The organism is Pseudomonas sp., from assembly GCF_050739775.1.
Lineage (GTDB): Bacteria > Pseudomonadota > Gammaproteobacteria > Pseudomonadales > Pseudomonadaceae > Aquipseudomonas.
Window position 1 is genome coordinate 65,133 of the sequence record NZ_JBOICA010000010.1, and the last position, 19,482, is coordinate 84,614.

Sequence of the window (19,482 nt, forward strand, 5' to 3'; positions counted from 1 at the left end):
GTTGCAGCGCGAGCCGTCATGCTAGCGGATTATCCGCGATCACGCGGATCGCCATAGAGCTCAGGGCGCAAGTCGTGCAGGTAGGGCGTGCTGGCGCGTCCTTCGTGTACCCGTTGCAGTTCCAGGTCTGCCTGCAGCAGGGTGCTGTCGCGGCCGGCCATGGCCAGGATACTGCCGTCCGGGCCGACAATGCTGCTTTGCCCGCAGTAGTGGATCTCGTCTTCGGCACCGCAGTAGTTGGCATAGGCCAGGTAGCACTGGTTTTCGTAGGCGCGGGCGCGCACGGTGACCTGGGCAATGAAATCGTAGGGCACCATGTTTGCGGTCGGCACCAGAATCAGTTCGGCACCGGCGAGGGCCAGGCGCCGGGCATTTTCCGGAAACTCGATGTCGTAGCAGATCAGCAGGCCCAGGCGCCATCCGTTCAGTTCCACCACTGGGAAGTGGTCAGGCCCAGGGCTGAACATCGCCCGGTCCAGACCGCCGAACAGATGGGTCTTGCGGTAGTTGCACAGGCTACTGCCGTGGGCGTCGATCAACTGCACGGCGTTGTACACCCGGCCGTCCTCGGACAGCTCCGGGTAGCCGTAGGCAATGGCGATGCGATTGCTCTGGGCGATTTCCACCACGGCCATGGCCGACGGCCCGTCTTCGGCCTCGGCCAGGCGTGCCACGGCTTCGCTGCCGATGTTGTAGCCGGTCAGGAACATTTCCGGGCACACCAGCAACTCGACACCACGGGCGGCGGCCAGTTGCGCCTGTTGGTGCAGGCGCTCAAGGTTGCCGGGTACATCCAATGGCTGCGGAGCACCTTGATACAGTGCGATGCGCATGGCGTTACTCCCGTCAGTCGGCCAGGGCGATCGGCCCGATTTCCTTGAACACATCGCCTGGGCCTGGGTTGTCCGGATGGGTATGCCCCCCGAAGTGATTCATGATACCCCACACCGCATTGAGCGAGGTCTGCACCGCGCCTTCGACCCAGGCCGGCGTCCAGGACACATCGTCACCGGCGATGAAAATGCCGCGTTGTTCGGCTGGCATATCCTGCTGCATGAAGTGCGCGTACATGCGCTGGTTGTAACGGTAGTGCCCAGGCAGGGCCCCCTTGAAGGCCCCGAGGAAATGCGGGTCGGCTTCCCAGGACACGGTGATCGGATCCCCAATGATGTGGCCGGCGATGTCCACTTTCGGGTAGATCTTCTTCAGCGCATCGAGCGCCAGCTTCACGCGTTTTTCCACCGGGTGCGGGAGCATCTTCAGGGCATCGCTCATCCATGAGTAGGACAGGCAGATGACCCCCGGCTTGTCGTCACCGTTGTCGAACAGGTAAGTGCCGCGGGTCAGGCGGTCGGTCAGGGTCATGCTCATCAGGTCGCGGCCGGTCTCTGGATCCTTGTCTTTCCAGAATGGCCGGTCGACCATGACGAAAGTCTTCGACGACTGCATGTAGCGGGTGCGGTCCAGGGCCATCCACATCTTTTGCGAGAACAGCGATTCTTCGCATTCTATCTGGGTGGTCAGCAGCCAGCTCTGGCAGGTAGTGAGTACGGCGGCGTAGTGGCGGGTGTCGCCCCAGTTGTCGGTCACCGCCAGGCGCCCGTCGGCGTCGCGGGCGATACTCTTGACCCCCGGACGCGGCGCGCCACGGTGCAGTGAGCTGAGGCTGGTGCCTTGCGGCCAGTGGGCACAACGCTCGGGTACATGGCGCCAGATGCCCAGCGGCACCTGCTCGACGCCCCCCACCACCAGGTGTTGGTGGTCGTCACAGTTGGTCATGACCACGCGGAAGATTTCCAGCATCGAGTTGGGGAAATCCGAGTCCCAGCCGCCGGTGCCGAATCCGACCTGGCCGAAGACTTCCCGGTGCAGGAAGCTGAGCTTGGCAAAGGCTTTGGAGGTGGCGACAAAGTCGTAGAAGGTGCGGTCGTCCCACAGCGGCACCAGGGTGTTCCACAGTTCTTTGAGACGCGCTACGTCGCGGTCGCGGATAGCCTGCTGGATATCGCCAAAGCGGGCGCCATCTTCCAGGGCATCGGCCCAGGCATCGGCTACTTCCTGGAATAGTTGCGGCAGGTCTGAGAGTTTTTCGGCGTAATGGGTCTGGCCTTCCAGGTCGATGACCGTGCTGCCTGACGCCGGGGTCAGCGGGTTGGGGAAGGGTTTGGTCTCAAGGCCGAGCTTGTCCACGTAGTGATAGAACGCCGTGGAAGATACCGGGAAACGCATGCCGCCAAGTTCGGCGATGATCCCGTCGGTGCCTTCGAAGGTTTGTGAACGCAGGCGTCCGCCCATCTTCGATGCTTCGTAGACCACGGGCTTGAGGCCCAGCTTCATCAGCTCGTACGCCGCCACCAGGCCAGCGATACCGGCACCGACAATCGCCACTTCTTCGCCGTGGCGCTCGGCCGGGATACTGCCCAGGCCCGCAGGATGCTCGATCCAGTCGTCAAAGGCGAACGGGAAGTCCGGGCCGAAGATAGTGACAGGTTTCTTGCCGTTGGCGGGGTGACGATTGTTCTTGTTCATGGGTGACCTTGCCAGGGCTGCGCAGGATGCGGAGCTTGAGTATAGGAAAACGCTGGCGGTCAGTTTAGGGGGTGGGAGTTACGTAATTAAGATGCAGAGTGTCGTCGATATGTGATTATTTTTGTCACTATGACTTGATTGTTGATCATATTGACCGATCCTGTTCTGCAATCAAACCGGCTGGCCACGATCAACCTTGCTGCTGAGGATGATTGAGGTCGTGGTCTTTTCTACCCCTTCGATACTGCCAATCTGGTCGAGCAACTGGTCCAGTTGCTCCGGCGAGTCACTGCGTAGCCAGGCCACGTAGTCAAACTCACCACTCACCGTGCACAGCTGCTGGACCTGCCCCATGGCACTGAGGCGGCGCACCACGTCTTTGCCCGAGCGTGGTTGCACCTTGATCCCGACATAGGCCTGCAAGCCGCCATCGATCAGGCGCTGGCCCAGACGCACGCCGTAGCCGCTGATGACCTTGGTCTTTTCCAGCCTGGCCAGGCGCGAGGTCACTGTGGTACGGGCGATGCCCAGTTGCCGGGCGAGCATGGCGACGCTTTCGCGGGCGTTGATCTGCAGCAGTGAAATCAGTTGGCGGTCGATTTCATCGAGGGCGGCGGGACGGCTGTCGGACATGGAAACTCTCTGGCGAACGCCGCATAGCGCGGGGCATGGAATAAGCGCGGTAGCCTATCTATTCCATGCGCCTTCCAGCAAGACGCCTGTGCGCAGAGGCTGAAGTTCAGGGGGTCTTTGTACTATCACGCTATAGGCAGTAAAATCGTTTTTTTTCAGATGCACCATACGTGAATGCGAGTTGATGCACGAAGGAACTGTGTGGTGAGCAAGATCAATTTCGACGTAGATGCCGTTTATTGCATATCTATCAAAGAGAGAAGCGATAGGCGCGAACTGTTCAACCAGACCGTTGCCAGCCTGATCCAGAACCCGGTGATCTTCCACGTGGTCGAGCGTAGTGATGACCCTGTCAAAGGCTGCTACGAATCACACCAGGCCTTGGCACAGCAGGCGTTGAATGAAGGTTTGCAGCGCGTATTGATCTTCGAGGATGACGTTAAAGCCTACCCGCTGAAAGCGACACAGATCCGCTGGGTCAATCGCTTTATCCGTTCACGCAAATTTGAAGTGCTGCACTTGGGCTACAGCATGGGCAGAACGTGGTTGACCTGGTTCCCTTATATCGCTCGCGGCCGGGTAGTGGCCCTCCATGCCTACATCCTTTCGCCTGAGGGTTGCCGGATTCTGGCTGAAACGCCTTATGACGGTACGCCGGTCGATGTCATGTTCAAGCAGCGGATCAAACAGCACTGCGTGTTCCCGATGTTGTTTCGTCAACATGCGGCGTCAGCAACGGGGAGCGATATTGAATCAGTGGTCAAGAACGAAGATGAGTTCTGGCAGCGTAATTGGCACAAGCATCGTCTTTCCCCCCTGAAGAACTTTTGGCGTACCCTGTTCCGAGTGCGTTTCTGAGGCTAGGGCTTGGAGGGGCTGGAGGCAAGGTGGCCGCAGGTTTGCTTCAGGTAAGAAAAAGCCGCGCAATGCGCGGCTTTTTGTTTGGTGGGCCCACACGGACTTGAACCGTGGACCAAAGGATTATGAGTCCTCTGCTCTAACCAACTGAGCTATAGGCCCCAGTGGTCGCGGATTATAACGAGGGTTTCCAGGCTGTGCTATCTGAAAGATCCGAAATGGCTATACGAAGGAATGATGCGGCAAATTCCTCGGCGGGCAGCGGCAGGCTGACGATGTAACCCTGGATCTGCTCGCAGCCTTCGGCGGCGAGAAATTGCTGTTGCGCCTGGTTCTCCACGCCTTCGGCAATGATGGTCAGTTGCATGCTGCGCCCCAGGGCAATGATCGCCCGGGCGATGGCGGCATCGTGGGGGTCGTCCGGCAGCCCGCGAATGAACGATTGGTCGATCTTGAGGATGTCCAGCGGCAGGCGCTTGAGGTAACTCAGTGACGAGTAGCCTGTGCCAAAGTCGTCGATAGCCAGTTGCACTCCTAGTTGCTTGAGCTGGTGGAGGATGGCCAGGGCTTCTTCGGCCTGGCTCATGATGAAGTTCTCGGTGATTTCCAGTTGCAGGTCACCGGCTTTGAGCTGGTGAGCATTGAGTAGCTGCTCAATGCGCTTGATCAAGCAGGGTTGACGCAGTTGGGCGCCGGCAAGGTTGACCGACAGGGGACCGAATGCCAGGTAGCTTTTCTTCCATTCCTGCATTTGCTGGCAAGCCTGTTCCAGTACCCAGTCACCCAGCTGCAGAATCATGCCGTTCTCTTCGGCCAGGCTGATGAAATGTTCCGGAGGCACGTCGCCGAACCGCGGGTGAGTCCAGCGGATCAGTGCTTCGGCACCAACCAGGCTCTGGGTTTTCAGGCTGAACTTGGGCTGGTAGCTCAGGCTCAGTTCATTGCGCTCTATTGCCCGGCGCAGCTCGTGCTCCAGGGCAATGCGTTCGCTGGCTTGGGCCGTGAGGTCGCGGGTGTAGGACTCGACCCGGTTGCGGCCTTTGGCCTTGGATCGATACATCGCTGCGTCGGCATTGCGGATCAGTGAGGCAACATCGGTGCCGTCCTGTGGATACAGGCTGGTGCCAATGCTGGCGCTGGTGAAAAACTCGTGTTCCCCGGCCTGGAAGGGGGCGCCGAAGCAGGCCAGCAGTTTGTTGGCGATATGGCTGGCATCGCTGGGCTGGTGCAGGCCGGGCAACAGAATGATGAACTCATCACCCCCCAGGCGTGCCACTGTGTCGATATCGCGCACCTGTTCTTTCAGGCGTTGGGCGATGCCCTTGAGTAGCAGGTCGCCGACCGGATGGCCAAGGCTGTCGTTGATGTGTTTGAAACGGTCCAAGTCGAGGAACAACACAGCGCCCTGGCGATTGGAGCTCTGGGCACAGTTGAGGGCGGCGTGCAGGCGGCTTTCGAACAGCGTGCGGTTGGGCAAGCCGGTGAGTGGGTCGTGGTGGGCCTGGTAGTCGAGTTTCGCCTGGGCATGCTTGAGGCTGGAAATATCGGCGAACACCGCGACAAAGTGGGTGATACCCCGCTCGCTGTTACGCACGGCACTGATGGTCAGCCAGCTGGGATACAGCTCGCCATTTTTGCGTCGGTTGTGGATTTCGCCCTGCCAGTGCCCTTCGGCGGTCAACTGGTGCCACATGGCAGCATAAAAAGCACTGTCGTGCTGGCCCGAAGCGAGCAGGCGCGGTGTTTGTCCCAACGCTTCGAGTTCGCTGTAACCGGTGATGTCGCTGAAGGCCCGGTTGACGGCACTGATGTGCTGCTCGGTGTCGGTGATCAACACGCCTTCGGCGGTATTTTCGAATACTGTGGCGGCCAGTTGCAGCTTTTCCTGCATCAGATGGCGTTCAGTGATGTCCCGGGCGATGGTCAGCATGCAATCGACACCGGCAATCGGTAATGGCCGGGCAGAGAGCTCGCACAGGCGTATCTGCCCGTCGCTGCGACGGATATGGCAGCTGAAGTCGCGGACGAAGTCGTCTTTTTTCAGCATTTCCAGTAGGCGTCGGCGTTCGTTGAGATCCACCCAGATGCCCAGATCCAGGGTGGAGTGATCCAGTGACATGTGACTGTCGAAACCGGTCAGGCGGCAGAAGCCCTCGTTGACCTCCAGGAGTAGACCGTCGCTTTGACGCGATAGCAGCAGGCCGTCAGGGGAGGCGTGGAAGGCCTTGGCGAACTTCTCTTCGGAGGTTTGCAGTTGTTGCTGGGTTTCCTTGAGCTGGCTGATATCGCGCACGGCCACGACCAGGGCGGGTGTACTGTCCAGTTCAAAGGTCTCAGCCGAGATCAGTCCGGTGAACAGCTGGCCGTTACTGCGTCGAAACAGCGTTTCCAGGTTGCGAACGCTGCCTGACTGCAGGCGCAGGAGCAGTCCTGGGCCGACTCCGTCGCTCCCCCAGATATTCAGCTCGGTGGCCGTACGTCCAATGACCTGTGCCGAGCTCAGACCGATCTGCTCTTCGAAAGCCTCGTTGACCTCCAGCAGGCAGCCATCGCTGAGGCGGGCGATCAGCAGGATGTCCGGACATTGCTGGAACACCGAAGCAAATTTCTGCTCAGAGAGACGCAGGGCGTCTTCGGTATTCTTGGTTTCGCTGATATCGATCATCAGTCCGCGCATCACCGGCTTATGCCCGTGCTCGATCAGGCTGACGATATCGCGTACCCAAAGGCTGCGGCCATCGGCGCAAATCACCCGGTAGTCGAAGCTGTGATCGCGCCTGGCGGCGGTTTCGCTGTCGCAGTAAGCCTGGGCCCAGAGGGCGTCATCGGGGTGGATGATGCTGCGCCAGAAGCCTGGGCGCAGCCATTGGCCTAGTGGATAGCCAAGCAGGTTCTCGGCGTGGGGCGAAACGTAGCTGTAGGTGAAGTCATTGGCGTCGGCTTCCCAGGCGATTGCTGACAGGCTTTCGACCAGACCTCGGTAGTGGTACTCGCTGCTGCGCAGTTCCTGCTCCAGGGAGATGCGTCGGGAAATTTCCGAACTCAGGCGCCTATTGACCTGAATCATCGCGGCCAGTATTGCCACCAACAGCAGCACGGCGGGCAGGCCGTAGATCAGCAGGTCGTGCCAGAGGGTGCGATGATCCAGCACCTTGCCAACCCAGCGCTCCTGAATACTGCTGATTTCATTGCTACTCATGTCAGCCATGACCTTGTCGAGGATGCCCACCAGGATTTTCTGTTCCCGTGGTACGGCCATGGCCAGTTGATAGCGATAGGGTGTTTCACCGCTGACATGCAGGCCTTCAAGCTTGAGCTGACGCAGGCTCCAGATGCTTGATGCAAGGTCGCCGACCACCGCATCGACTTCGTCGGTGGCCAGTGCCTGCAAGGTCGAGCTGACATTGGCCAAGGCGACCAGGTTCAGGTCGGGGTGATAGGTGCGTAGCAGTTCGTGGGGGGCGTAGTTTTCCACCACCGCAACCTTCAGCCCGTAGAGGTCCTTGATGTTTCGTGGTTGCGGCCCTCCCTTGTGAGCCAGGATGACGATCGGGAAGTCCAGGTAGGGGCGGGTAAAGGCCAGGAAGGCCTGGCGCCCCGGCGTCGACATGATGCCGGGGAGCAAATCCAGTTTGTTTTGCCGTGCCTGTTCAAGCACGGCTGTCCAAGTGGTCGGCTCGACCGGCTTGAACGCCACACCCAGCCGGTCCTGGATAAGGGCAATGTAGTCGGCAGCCAATCCCTGGTAGCGGCCGTCCTGGTCACGGTACTCAAACGGTGGCCAGGATGCGTCGACGCCCAGGCGCAGCTGCGGGTGGGCGCTGAGCCAGGCTTGTTCTTCGTCGGTCAGGGTCAAGGCGCCGGCCGTTGCACTCCAGAGCAGCTGGAATAGCAACAGAAGAGCCGGCATTCTGGGCATAACGGCCTCGTCACACAGGTGGACTGCTTCGAGTGTAGACGGGCATTTCTGTGAAAGGGTATGGCGAAAGTCTTAAAGTTTCTTCGCGCGCAAAAGAAAAACCCCGGCCTGGGCCGGGGTTTGTTATCACTCGTCGAGGAAGGAGCGCAGATGCTCGCTTCGCGTCGGGTGGCGCAGCTTGCGTAGCGCCTTGGCTTCAATCTGACGGATCCGCTCACGGGTCACGTCGAATTGTTTGCCGACCTCTTCGAGGGTGTGATCGGTGTTCATATCGATACCGAAACGCATGCGCAGCACTTTGGCTTCGCGTGCAGTCAGGCCGGAGAGCACGTCACGGGTCGCTTCCTTGAGGCTTTCGACCGTGGCCACATCGATTGGCGACTGCATGGTCGAGTCTTCGATGAAGTCGCCCAGATGCGAATCTTCGTCATCACCGATCGGGGTTTCCATGGAGATCGGCTCTTTGGCGATCTTCAATACCTTGCGGATTTTGTCCTCAGGCATTTCCATGCGCTCACCCAGCTCTTCCGGGGTCGGTTCGCGACCCATTTCCTGCAACATCTGCCGGGAAATACGGTTGAGCTTGTTGATCGTCTCGATCATGTGCACCGGAATACGGATGGTGCGAGCCTGGTCGGCGATCGAACGGGTGATCGCCTGGCGAATCCACCAGGTGGCATAGGTCGAGAACTTGTAACCACGACGGTATTCGAACTTGTCCACCGCTTTCATCAAGCCGATGTTGCCTTCCTGGATCAGGTCGAGGAATTGCAGGCCACGGTTGGTGTACTTCTTGGCGATGGAGATAACCAGGCGCAGGTTGGCCTCAACCATCTCTTTCTTCGCCCGACGAGCCTTGGCTTCACCGATCGACATGCGACGGTTGATGTCCTTGATCTCGGCGATGCTCAGACCGGTTTCGGTTTCCAGGTCGATCAGCTTCTGTTGGCAAGCGACGATTGCGTCGTTTTTCTCGCCCAGCGCGGCAGCCCACTTGGTGCTGCGCTTGGAAAGATCGCCGCTCCAGGTCTGGTCGGTTTCATTGCTTGGGAACAGACGCAGGAAGTCGGCGCGTGGCATGCGTGCGTCACGGACGCAAAGTTGCATGATCGCGCGTTCTTGCTGGCGCAGACGATCCAGAGCGCTGCGAACGCGTTCGACCAGAACTTCGAACTGCTTTGGCACCAGCTTGATCGGCATGAACAGTTCTGCCAGTTCAAGCATCGCCTTGAGGCTGTCCTTGTGCTGGCGGCCATTCCTTTTCAGCACTTTGAGGGTAGCGTTCAGTTGTTCCTGAACGGCACCAAAACGCTGCTGTGCAATGACCGGGTCGGGACCGCTTTCGGCCTCTTCCTCTTCGTCGTCACCGTCCTTCTCTTCGTCTTCGTCGTCAGCTTCGGCCTTGGCCGGTGCTTTCGGGTCGACAGGCGGCGGCACTTCGGCCGGCGGGGCGATGCCGTCGTCCGGGTCGATGTAGCCACTGAGAACATCCGACAGGCGGCCGCCTTCGGCGGTCACTCGGTCGTATTCGCTGAGAATGTAGTCGACAGTACCCGGGAAGTGGGCGATAGCACCCATGACTTCGCGAATACCTTCTTCGATACGCTTGGCGATTTCGATCTCGCCTTCGCGGGTCAGCAGCTCGACGGTACCCATTTCACGCATGTACATGCGCACTGGGTCAGTCGTGCGACCGATATCGGTTTCCACAGCCGCCAACGCAGCAGCGGCTTCTTCAGCTGCGGCTTCGTCGGTATCGGCTTCGGCCAACAAAAGGGCATCCGCATCCGGAGCACTCTCGAATACGTTGATCCCCATGTCGTTGATCATGCGGATGATGTCTTCCACCTGCTCCGGATCTGAAATATCCTCAGGCAGGTGGTCGTTGACCTCCGCGTAAGTCAGGTAGCCCTGCTCACGACCGCGGGTAATCAACTCTTTGATGCGAGACTGCTGTTGCGCTTTTCCGGACATAACACCCTATCCACTGAAGGTCTTGGCGGGCAAAAAACAAGCCGAGGATTATACCCGAGCTAGGACCTCACGCGCCAGTTGAGGTCGGGGATTGTGCGGGAACATTACGGCTTAATAGGTCAAGCAGCTGTTTTTGCTCGTCTGCGTTCAATCCGCTTACGTTTGCTTTTAAGAGTAGATTATCCAGCCTCTGTTCCCGTTGGCGGGCTGATAATCTAGTTATGGTGTCGAAAAACTGTTGTTCAAGGTTTTCGGCATCTATCAGCCACTCCTTTTCCGCCAGTGCGCGTAGCAAGCGGCCCTGTTCAGTGCCGTGCCAGCGTGCGATTAGCTGTAAAGAGCGTAGCTCAGGATTTTTCTGCAACGCTTCGAGTAGAGCTACGAGCAGCTGGGGGTAGCGGTGTTCTTCGGCTGCGAAGTGACTGGCATCCTCTACCTTCCTGGCAAGTTGCGGGTGGTGCAGGATGGAGCGCAGCGCTGTAATGATCGGCGGTTCGACCGAAATTGGTGTCCACTCTGGAGCCTCCTGGCGTTGGCCATTACGCTCCCACTTCTTGCCCTTCTTGTCCCACGGCTTGCCTTCCCACTTCTTCTTGCCGCCCTTGTTCGGCGTCCACTGCTGCTGCGCAGGCGCGTACTCGGGCTGGTGAAAGTCGCCGTAGTCCGGGGTGTAGTCGGGAATCGCGTCGTAATCGATGCCAGGGTCGTAGCTGGGTGGTGCTTCGGCTGGCGCGCTGTGGCTCAGCTGCTCGACCTGCTGGTTGTCGAGCCCGGTGATTTCCTTGAGACGATTGCGCATCAGTGCACGAAGGTTGGCACCGGGCACTTTTTCGATCAACGGTGCTGCCAGGGTGGCCATATGCGCCTTGCCCTCAAGCGAGCGCGGGTCGGCTTCTTCGGTCAACTGCTGGAAAAAGTAGTCGGCCAGGGGCTGGGCATGCTGGTTGATACGGGCGCGAAAGGCGTCGGTGCCTTCGGCGCGGATCAGGGTATCCGGGTCTTCACCCTCCGGGAGGAACAGGAAGCGCGCCTTGCGCCCGTCTTGCAGGCTCGACAGCGTTGCCTCCAGAGCGCGCCAGGCGGCGTTACGGCCTGCCTGGTCGCCGTCGAAGCAGAACAGCACGCTGGGGACGACGCGAAACAGGCGTTTGAGGTGTTCCTCGCTGGTGGCTGTGCCCAGGGTCGCCACCGCATTGCGCAGGCCTTGCTGGGCGAGGGCGATGACGTCCATGTAGCCTTCGACCACGATGATTTCATCGAGGTTGCGGTTGAACTTGCGCGCTTCGTACAGCCCGTATAGCTCCTGGCCCTTGTGGAATACCGGGGTTTCCGGGGAGTTCAGGTACTTGGGTTTGTCGTCGCCCAACACCCTGCCACCGAAGGCGATGACCCGGCCGCGACTGTCGCGGATCGGAAACATGACCCGGTCGCGGAAGCGATCATAGCGCTTGCCTGATTCGGCGTTTTCGATCAGCAGGCCGGCATCGATCATGGCCTTCTGTTGCAGGGTATCGCTGCTCAAGTGCTTGAACAGGTTGTCCCAGCCGGGTGGGGCGTAGCCCAGGCCGAAGTCGCGAGCGATTTCACCGGACAGGCCGCGGCCTTTGAGGTATTCCACGGCCGAACGGCGTGTCGGGTGGCTTTTCAGGGCCTGGCGATAAAATTCGGCAGCCGCTTCCAGCAGGGGATAAAGCGGCGAGTCGGTGGGTTGCCGAGGTTTTTGCCCGCGGCCACCTTCCTCGCGTGGGATTTCCATTCCGGCAGCCTTGGCCAGTTCCTCGACGGCCTGGGGAAAGTCCAGGTTATCGTGGTCCATGATGAAACCAAGGGCGTTGCCGCCTGCGCCGCAGCCGAAGCAGTAATAGAACTGCTTGTCAGGGCTGACGCTGAAGGACGGGGTTTTTTCCTTGTGGAACGGGCAGCAGGCGGTGAGGTTCTTGCCGGCCTTTTTCAGTTGCACGCGCGAACTCACCACATCGACGATGTCGGTACGGTTGAGGAGGTCGTCGATGAAACTTTGGGGAATCAGCCCGGCCATGGCACTCTCATCATCAGGCGATAAACAAGTGTAATCGCTAATGCTGCGGGAACGGCTGCGCGTTCGAGCGATGTCGAATGGCGTAACACAAAATTCGGAAAGACGTGCTCGTCTGTAGCCGGTGAGGGCTCGTCAGTAATGACGTGCACAGCTGGCGGTGAGGCCAGTTCTGACGATTCAGGCAGGTTGTCCGCACTGCAGGGCAATGGGACGCCTCGGGCACAAAGGCCTGAGGATCAAGCAACGACTGCCGGCAGCCCGGCTTTGGGCCGGGCGAGGCAGAAGCTTGCGACGGACGTCTGTATTAGTACAGGCGAACGGCGCGGCGCTGTTCGCGCTGAACTTTCTTGGCGTGACGTTTAACAGCGGCTGCTGCCTTGCGCTTACGCTCAGAAGTCGGCTTCTCGTAAAATTCGCGGCTACGAACTTCAGCCAGAACACCGGCTTTTTCGCAGGAGCGCTTGAAACGACGCAGAGCTACGTCGAAGGGTTCATTCTCTTTAACTTTGACGGCTGGCATCCAGAGCTACCTTCATTCATTACCGGGGGTCAACGAACTCGTGGCAAAACTGTGCACTGGAGAACGTCGGTTTTTAAGGGTTGCGGATGTTAACCCTTAGCCAGCAGGAATGCAAAGCCTCTGATCGAAAACCGCTGGTCGGCACCGGGAGTGGGGACTATCATGCGCGCCTTCGAATTCAGCCTCCACAAGGCGCAGACCCATGCTAGTACTGGGATTGGAAACATCCTGCGACGAAACCGGCGTCGCATTATACGACAGTGAGCGCGGTCTTTTGGCCGATGCATTGTTCAGTCAGATCGACCTGCACCGTGCCTATGGCGGCGTGGTGCCGGAGCTGGCCTCGCGTGATCACGTCAAGCGCATGCTGCCGTTGATCCGTCAGGTGCTGGCCGAAGCCGACTGTGTCGCCACCGAGATTGATGCCATTGCCTATACCGCGGGCCCTGGGTTGGTCGGCGCGCTGCTGGTGGGGGCGTCCTGCGCCCAGGCCCTGGCCTTTGCCTGGGGTATCCCGGCGTTGGGCGTGCACCATATGGAAGGCCATTTGCTCGCGCCGATGCTCGAGGAGCAGCCGCCTGAGTTTCCGTTCGTCGCTTTGCTGGTGTCCGGTGGACATACCCAGCTGGTACGCGTGGATGGCATCGGTCGATACGAGTTGCTGGGTGAAACCCTTGATGATGCAGCGGGCGAGGCGTTCGACAAGACCGCCAAGCTGATGGGCCTGAATTATCCGGGTGGCCCGGAAATCGCCCGTCTCGCGACCCAGGGCGTTCCTGGGCGTTTCGTGTTCCCGCGGCCGATGACCGATCGCCCAGGCCTGGATTTCAGCTTCAGCGGCCTCAAGACTTTTGCCCTGAACACCTGGCAGCAGTGCCAGAAGGCTGGAGACGACGGCGAGCAAACCCGTTGCGACGTGTCGCTAGCCTTCCAGCAGGCGGTGGTGGAAACTCTGACCATCAAGTGTAAGCGCGCCTTGAAGCAGACCGGTCTCAAACGGCTGGTGATCGCCGGTGGTGTCAGTGCCAACAAGGCTCTTCGGGCTTCGTTGGAGGACATGCTCGCGGGCATCAAGGGCAATGTGTACTACGCCCGGCCACAGTTCTGCACCGACAATGGCGCAATGATCGCCTATGCCGGTTGCCAGCGACTGGCTGTGGGGCAGAAGGAAAGCCTGGCGATCAGCGTGCAGGCACGTTGGCCGATGGAGCAACTGGCGCCGCTGTAATGAGTGCTGCTCATGCAGGTGATTCAGAAATGCCGTTCGCGGCCGGCAAAAAGGTCGCGTAGATTGCCGCGGTGACGCCAGACGATCAGCGCGGTCAATACGCTGATCGGCAACAGCACTTGCGGCTCGCGCCAGGCCAACAGCGGTAGGGTCAGGGGGGTGGCGATCAGCGCGGCCAAGGAACTGGTACGGGTCAGGTAGAAAGTCAGCAGCCAAGCGCTAATGGCCAGTAGCGCCGCTGGTGGGTAGAGGCCCAGGAGTATGCCAGCGGCCGTGGCGACACCTTTGCCGCCGCGAAAGCAGAAGTACACCGGGAACAGGTGGCCGATGACTGCGCACAAGCCGATCCAGGCCTGCTGTTGCAGGCCAAGGCCGGCAAGACCGGCGATCAGTACGGGGAACAAGCCCTTGCACAGGTCGCCTAGCAGGGTCAGGACTGCCAGTTTGCGGCCGGCCAGGCGCAGCATGTTGGTTGCACCGGCATTGCCGGAACCGCTCATGCGCGGGTCCGGGCTGCCATTGAGGCGGCTCAGGAGGATAGCAAAGGACAGCGAGCCAAGCAGGTAGGCGAGCAGCGCCAGTAACCAAAACATGCTAACTATTCCGGGCGAGGACGCCCCGATTCTAACGGCGCCAGTCGCCCTTGTCGTGCAGTGGAGAGAAGTGCTTGGACAGAGTGTTCATCGAAGGCCTGGAAGTCGATACCGTCATCGGTGCCTATGACTGGGAGCGTGGCATCCGCCAGTGCCTGCGTCTGGATCTGCGTTTTGCCTGGGATAACCGTCCGGCAGCGGCGGGCGACGACCTGACCCTGGCACTCGACTACGCCAGTGTGACTGCGCGTATCCAGGCGTTTGCCGAGCAATCCGAGTTCCAGTTGGTAGAGACCTTTGCCGAGCGCCTGGCAGCGGTGTTGATGAGTGAGTTCCAGATTCCCTGGCTGCACCTCAAATTGACCAAGCCCGGCGCCGTATCGGCCGCCACTGGAGTGGGCGTGGAGATCGAGCGCGGATGTCTCTGAACCGGGTTTACCTTGGCCTTGGCAGCAATGTCGAGCGTGAGCGGAATCTGTGTGCGGGGCTGGATGCGCTGGCGGGTTTTCTGCAGGACATGCGTTGTTCGGCGGTGTTCGAGAGCCAGGCGGTGGGGATAAAAAGCGGCCCTTTCTTCAATCTGGTGGTTACCGGGCTGACCGATTTGCCACTGATGGAGCTGGACCGTCGGCTCAAGTTCATCGAAGCCGACAACGGCCGATACGCGCCCGAGCGCAAAGGCTTGCCGCTGGACATCGATGTACTGATGTACAACGACCTGTATGGCAGTTTTGATGGGTTGGTGCTGCCTCGGGCTGAGATCCTCAAGAACGCTTTCGTGCTATGGCCGCTCTCGTTGATTGCACCGGAACTGGTGCATCCGGGGGCGGGCAAGATCACGGCGCAGTTGTGGGCTGAGGCGCAGATAGAGCAGGTGCTCGCGCCAGTGCCGTTTGAGTGGCGTGGGCAGCAGTTGACCAGCCTTTGAGGCATCGCGGGACAAGCCCGCTCCCGCCGACCCTGTGGGAGCGAGCTTGCCCCGCGATGGGATCAACTTTCGACGCTGTCCTTGTATATTTTCAGTGCCTTCAAGCGTTCGCCCTTGAGCGCCTCACCCAGTGCCTGCCCGGTCAGCCCTTGCTGCATCAGCGCCTGCACCTGTACGGCCCGCGCCGCTGTCGCAGCGCCGCGCAGGTAGCCCGCCTGCGGATATTCGCGCTGCTCCAGCCCCAAGCGCCCACGGGCATCCATTTCGCAAGCAGCAATGAACTCCTCAAAGCGTTGCGGCCGGCGATAAACATCGAAACTCTGCAGCAGCTCGAGCAAGGTCGAGGCCTTGAGCTCCAGGGCGCGGTGGCAATGGGTGTGGTACTCGCCGACCAGCATCGCCAGCTCCTGGCAGTCGCGCGGCACCCTGAAGCGCTGGTTGACCACCTTGATCAGTTTGAGCCCGCGATGCTCGTGTGCGATGTGCCGAGGCCATTCCTCTTCTGGGGTCAGCCCCTTGCCCAGATCATGCAGCAGGCAGGCCCAGCGCACACTCAGGGGTTGCTGATGCCGTGCGGCTTGTTCGAGGACGGCAAGGGTGTGGATGCCGCTGTCGATCTCAGGGTGGTGAGCGGCTGGTTGTGGTACGCCAAACAGCGCATCGAGCTCCGGGATCAGCTCCTTCAAGGCACTGCAATCGCGTAGTACCTGGATGAATACCTGAGGTTGATCTTCCATCAGCGCCCGAGCGATTTCCTTCCAGCTGCGTTCGGCGGTGAGCGCCTGGAGCTCACCGGATTCGCTGAGCTGGCGCATCAGTTCAATAGTTTCCGGGGCCACCTTGAAACCCAGTCTGGCATAACGCGCGGCAAAGCGGGCGACGCGCAGGACTCGTAAAGGGTCTTCGGCGAACGCCGGGGATACGTGGCGTAAAATCCGGGCTTTTAGATCTTTTTGGCCGTGATAAGGATCACTGACTTTACCCTGTTCGTCCTCGGCCATGGCGTTGATGGTCAAGTCGCGTCGGATCAGGTCCTCTTCAAGTGTTACCTCGGGACTGGCATGAAAGGTGAACCCGCCGTAACCACGTCCACTCTTGCGTTCGGTACGCGCCAAGGCGTACTCCTCGCCGCTTTTGGGGTGGATGAACACCGGAAAGTCGGCACCCACTGGCCGATAGCCAAGCGCCTGCATTTGCTCTGCGGTAGCGCCGACCACAACCCAGTCGATATCACTGACCGGCTGGCCGAGCAGGCGGTCCCTTACGGCGCCGCCGACTTTGTAGATCTGCATGTAAATCCTCCGTTGATACCACAGGATACCCTGTCTGGCAGCAACGGAGGGTCGGGCTAGAGGTGTACGACTGCCAAGTCCAGGCGACCATACTCGGCTTCGCCGTGTTCGCCCTTGGGTGGCACATGGTGGGTTTTCATGATTTGCTCACCCTGCAGGGTTTCCAGGTGGATATCGAAGCCCCAGAGGCGGTGCAGGTGCTTGAGAACCTCCTCCGTCGAGTCGCCTAGTGGTTTGCGATCATGTTGCTGGTGGCGCAGGGTCAGGGAGCGGTCGCCGCGGCGGTCGATGCTCCAGATCTGCACGTTGGGTTCGCGATTGCCCAGGTTGTATTGGGCGGCCAGGGTTTCCCGGATGATCCGGTAGCCGCTTTCGTCATGGATGGCCGGCACCAGCAGGTCATCGCGCTGATCGTCGTCGAGGATGCTGAACAGCTTGAGGTCCCGGATCACCGTGGGTGACAGGTACTGGAGGATGAAACTCTCGTCCTTGAAGCTGCTCATGGCGAACTTGATGGTCGACAGCCAGTCGCTGCCAGCGATATCGGGGAACCAGCGACGGTCCTCTTCGGTGGGGTTTTCGCACATGCGCCGAATGTCGCGGTACATGGCAAAACCCAGGGCATAGGGGTTGATGCCACTGTAGTAAGGGCTGTCGAAACCGGGCTGGAACACCACGCTGGTGTGCGACTGCAAGAACTCCATCATGAAGCCCTCGGTGACCAGGCCTTCGTCGTACAGGTCGTTCATCAAGGTGTAATGCCAGAAGGTCGCCCAGCCTTCGTTCATCACCTGGGTCTGACGTTGCGGGTAGAAGTACTGCGCGATCTTGCGCACGATGCGCACGACTTCGCGCTGCCAGGGTTCGAGCAGCGGTGCGTGCTTCTCGATGAAGTAGAGAATGTTCTCCTGGGGTTCGGCCGGAAAGCGGGCGTTGTCGCGTTCGCTGTTCTTGCCGGCACCCTTGGGGATGGTCCGCCACAGGTCGTTGATCTGCTTTTGCAGGTGTTCTTCACGTTCCTTCTGCCGGCGCCGTTCCTCCTCGGCGGAAATCGGGTAGGGGCGCTTGTAACGGTCGACACCATAGTTCATCAGGGCGTGGCAGGAGTCGAGCAGGTCCTCCACCGCATCGATGCCGTGGCGTTCCTCGCATTGGGTGATGTACTGCTTGGCGAACACCAGGTAGTCGATGATCGAGCTGGCATCGGTCCAGGTGCGGAACAGGTAATTGCCCTTGAAGAAGCTGTTGTGTCCGTAACAGGCATGAGCAACCACCAGGGCCTGCATGCAGATGGTGTTTTCTTCCATCAGGTAGGCAATGCAGGGATCGGAGTTGATCACGATCTCGTAGGCCAGGCCCATCTGGCCACGGCTGTAGGACTTCTCGGTGCTGAGGAAGTGTTTGCCATAGGACCAATGGTGATAGCCCAGGGGCATGCCAACGGACGCATAGGCGTCCATCATCTGCTCGGCGGTGATCACTTCGATCTGGTTGGGGTAGGTGTCCAGGGCATAGCGCTCGGCCAGGCGGCTGATTTCCCGGTCATAGGCCTGGATCAGTTCGAATGTCCATTCGGACCCGGTGGAAATGGGTTGGCGCTTCTGCTCTCTAGCGGTCATGTCACTAACCTGCGCTGGAAGAGTTCACGGAAGACCGGATAGATATCGCCGGCCGACACCAGCTGTTGCTGGGCAAACGTGTCGGCAAAGGCTTCGCCGATACGTTCATATTCGAACCACAATGCCTGATGTTCGCGGGGGGTAATCTCAACGTAAGTGTAGTACTGGACGAATGGCATGATCTGCTTGCTCAGTATCTCGCGGCAGATCGGCGAATCGTCATTCCAGTTGTCGCCATCCGAGGCTTGAGCTGCGTAAATATTCCACTCATTGGCCGGGTAGCGTTCGGTCATTACCTCCTGCATCAGCTTCAGGGCGCTTGAGACGATGGTGCCGCCGGTTTCCCGGGAATAGAAGAACTCCTCTTCGTCGACTTCGCGAGCACTGGTGTGGTGGCGGATGAACACCACCTCGATCTTGTCGTAGTTGCGCTTGAGGAACAGGTACAGAAGGATGAAAAAGCGCTTGGCGATATCCTTGGTGGCCTGGGTCATGGACCCGGAAACGTCCATCAGGCAGAACATCACGGCTTTGGAACTGGGGTTGGGTTGTTTAATCAGCAAGTTGTACTTGAGGTCGAACGTGTCGAGGAAAGGTACGCGGTTTATACGCGCGCTCAAACGTTCAATTTCGGTTTCTATTGCCTGAATATCGCCGAAATTGTCTGGTTCTTCCCGTTTCAGCCGCGCCAGTTCCTCTTGCGCTACGCGCAGTTTGGCGCGACTGCTGCCAGACAAGGCAATACGTCGGGCGTGAGCTGAGCGCAGGGTGCGGATGATGTTGATGCGTGACGGGTTACCTTCATTGCTGATGCCGGCTCGCACGGTCTTGAAGGTATCGGTGCCGGTCAGGTGACGTTTGACCAGGTTGGGCAGCTCCAGATCCTCGAACATGAACTCGAGAAATTCCTCCTGGGTGATCTGGAAGACGAACTCATCCATGCCCTCGCCGGAATTGCCGGCCTTGCCGCGACCGCCCCCACCGCCACCCTGTGGTCGGGCGATGTGTTCCCCGGCGGTGAATTCCTTGTTGCCCGGGTGCACCACGGTCTGCTTGCCGCCTCGGCCATGGTGAAGCACCGGTTCGTCGATATCACGACCGGGTATGCTGATCTGCTCGCCATGTTCCATGTCGGTAATGGAGCGGCGGCTTACGGCCTCCTCGACGGCTTTCTTGATGTGGTCACGGTAACGCCGCAAAAAGCGCTGGCGGTTTACCGTGCTCTTGTTCTTGCCGTTCAGGCGTCGGTCGATCACATAGCTCATAGGCCCCTCCGGGGAGCTGAAGACTCAAGCTTCAAGCCGCAAGCCGAGCCAGGTGACTGACAAGAGCCTGGCGCAGAGCTTGCGGC

Annotated in this window: 15 protein-coding genes and 1 tRNA gene; 4 read left to right on the plus strand and 12 right to left on the minus strand. The window is 59.7% G+C overall.

Translation table 11 applies throughout. The features are described 5' to 3' along the window. Nucleotides 1-29 precede the first annotated feature (29 nt). The 3 genes from ACRESH_RS07560 to ACRESH_RS07570 form a co-directional block, all read right to left on the minus strand. Nucleotides 30-833, minus strand: coding sequence for a carbon-nitrogen hydrolase family protein (locus ACRESH_RS07560; protein ID WP_431741393.1), 804 nt, complete (start codon nucleotides 831-833; stop codon nucleotides 30-32). Nucleotides 834-846: 13 nt separating this feature from the next. Next, entirely contained in the window at nucleotides 847-2,529 is a 1,683-nt protein-coding gene (locus tag ACRESH_RS07565; RefSeq protein ID WP_431741394.1) for a flavin monoamine oxidase family protein, read from the minus strand. A gap of 171 nt (nucleotides 2,530-2,700) precedes the next feature. Next, nucleotides 2,701-3,162, minus strand: coding sequence for an Lrp/AsnC family transcriptional regulator (locus tag ACRESH_RS07570; RefSeq protein WP_431741395.1), 462 nt, complete (start codon nucleotides 3,160-3,162; stop codon nucleotides 2,701-2,703). A 204-nt stretch (nucleotides 3,163-3,366) separates the two neighbouring features. Between ACRESH_RS07570 and ACRESH_RS07575 the strand changes: the two genes are divergently transcribed. Further along, nucleotides 3,367-4,020, plus strand: coding sequence for a glycosyltransferase family 25 protein (locus ACRESH_RS07575; RefSeq protein ID WP_431741396.1), 654 nt, complete (start codon nucleotides 3,367-3,369; stop codon nucleotides 4,018-4,020). A gap of 85 nt (nucleotides 4,021-4,105) precedes the next feature. On the opposite strand, the gene ACRESH_RS07580 is transcribed toward ACRESH_RS07575, so the two are convergent. From ACRESH_RS07580 to rpsU, 5 genes are all read right to left on the minus strand, one after another. Beyond that, a tRNA-Ile gene (locus ACRESH_RS07580) sits at nucleotides 4,106-4,182 on the minus strand. A gap of 13 nt (nucleotides 4,183-4,195) precedes the next feature. Further along, entirely contained in the window at nucleotides 4,196-7,939 is a 3,744-nt protein-coding gene (locus ACRESH_RS07585) for an EAL domain-containing protein (RefSeq protein WP_431741397.1), read from the minus strand. A gap of 126 nt (nucleotides 7,940-8,065) precedes the next feature. Next, entirely contained in the window at nucleotides 8,066-9,913 is a 1,848-nt protein-coding gene (gene rpoD, locus ACRESH_RS07590; RefSeq protein WP_431741398.1) for an RNA polymerase sigma factor RpoD, read from the minus strand. A 67-nt stretch (nucleotides 9,914-9,980) separates the two neighbouring features. After that, entirely contained in the window at nucleotides 9,981-11,951 is a 1,971-nt protein-coding gene (dnaG, locus tag ACRESH_RS07595) for a DNA primase (protein WP_431741399.1), read from the minus strand. Between the two features lie 304 nt (nucleotides 11,952-12,255). Continuing rightward, a complete protein-coding gene (rpsU, locus tag ACRESH_RS07600; protein ID WP_002551877.1) occupies nucleotides 12,256-12,471 on the minus strand; it encodes a 30S ribosomal protein S21 in 216 nt (71 codons plus the stop codon). A 202-nt stretch (nucleotides 12,472-12,673) separates the two neighbouring features. Between rpsU and tsaD the strand changes: the two genes are divergently transcribed. Next, nucleotides 12,674-13,699: a tRNA (adenosine(37)-N6)-threonylcarbamoyltransferase complex transferase subunit TsaD gene (tsaD, locus tag ACRESH_RS07605; protein ID WP_431741400.1), complete on the plus strand. Its 1,026-nt coding sequence runs from the start codon at nucleotides 12,674-12,676 to the stop codon at nucleotides 13,697-13,699. Between the two features lie 23 nt (nucleotides 13,700-13,722). On the opposite strand, the gene plsY is transcribed toward tsaD, so the two are convergent. Continuing rightward, a complete protein-coding gene (gene plsY / locus ACRESH_RS07610; protein ID WP_431741401.1) occupies nucleotides 13,723-14,292 on the minus strand; it encodes a glycerol-3-phosphate 1-O-acyltransferase PlsY in 570 nt (189 codons plus the stop codon). 74 nt (nucleotides 14,293-14,366) lie between these two features. On the opposite strand from plsY, the gene folB reads away from it, so the two are divergent. Further along, nucleotides 14,367-14,720 carry a dihydroneopterin aldolase gene (gene folB, locus ACRESH_RS07615; protein ID WP_431741402.1) on the plus strand — a complete coding sequence of 118 codons (354 nt, stop codon included), beginning with the start codon at nucleotides 14,367-14,369 and terminating at the stop codon, nucleotides 14,718-14,720. Further along, nucleotides 14,711-15,220 carry a 2-amino-4-hydroxy-6-hydroxymethyldihydropteridine diphosphokinase gene (folK, locus tag ACRESH_RS07620; protein WP_431741403.1) on the plus strand — a complete coding sequence of 170 codons (510 nt, stop codon included), beginning with the start codon at nucleotides 14,711-14,713 and terminating at the stop codon, nucleotides 15,218-15,220. Before folB ends, folK begins: the two co-directional genes overlap by 10 nt. 62 nt (nucleotides 15,221-15,282) lie before the next feature. On the opposite strand, the gene ACRESH_RS07625 is transcribed toward folK, so the two are convergent. The 3 genes from ACRESH_RS07625 to ACRESH_RS07635 are packed head-to-tail and all read right to left on the minus strand — an operon-like array spanning nucleotide 15,283 to nucleotide 19,396. Beyond that, nucleotides 15,283-16,512, minus strand: coding sequence for a multifunctional CCA addition/repair protein (locus ACRESH_RS07625; protein ID WP_431741404.1), 1,230 nt, complete (start codon nucleotides 16,510-16,512; stop codon nucleotides 15,283-15,285). Between the two features lie 56 nt (nucleotides 16,513-16,568). Next, nucleotides 16,569-18,131 carry a SpoVR family protein gene (locus ACRESH_RS07630; protein WP_431741405.1) on the minus strand — a complete coding sequence of 521 codons (1,563 nt, stop codon included), beginning with the start codon at nucleotides 18,129-18,131 and terminating at the stop codon, nucleotides 16,569-16,571. Next, nucleotides 18,128-19,396: a YeaH/YhbH family protein gene (locus ACRESH_RS07635; protein ID WP_431741406.1), complete on the minus strand. Its 1,269-nt coding sequence runs from the start codon at nucleotides 19,394-19,396 to the stop codon at nucleotides 18,128-18,130. Before ACRESH_RS07635 ends, ACRESH_RS07630 begins: the two co-directional genes overlap by 4 nt. Nucleotides 19,397-19,482 lie beyond the last annotated feature (86 nt).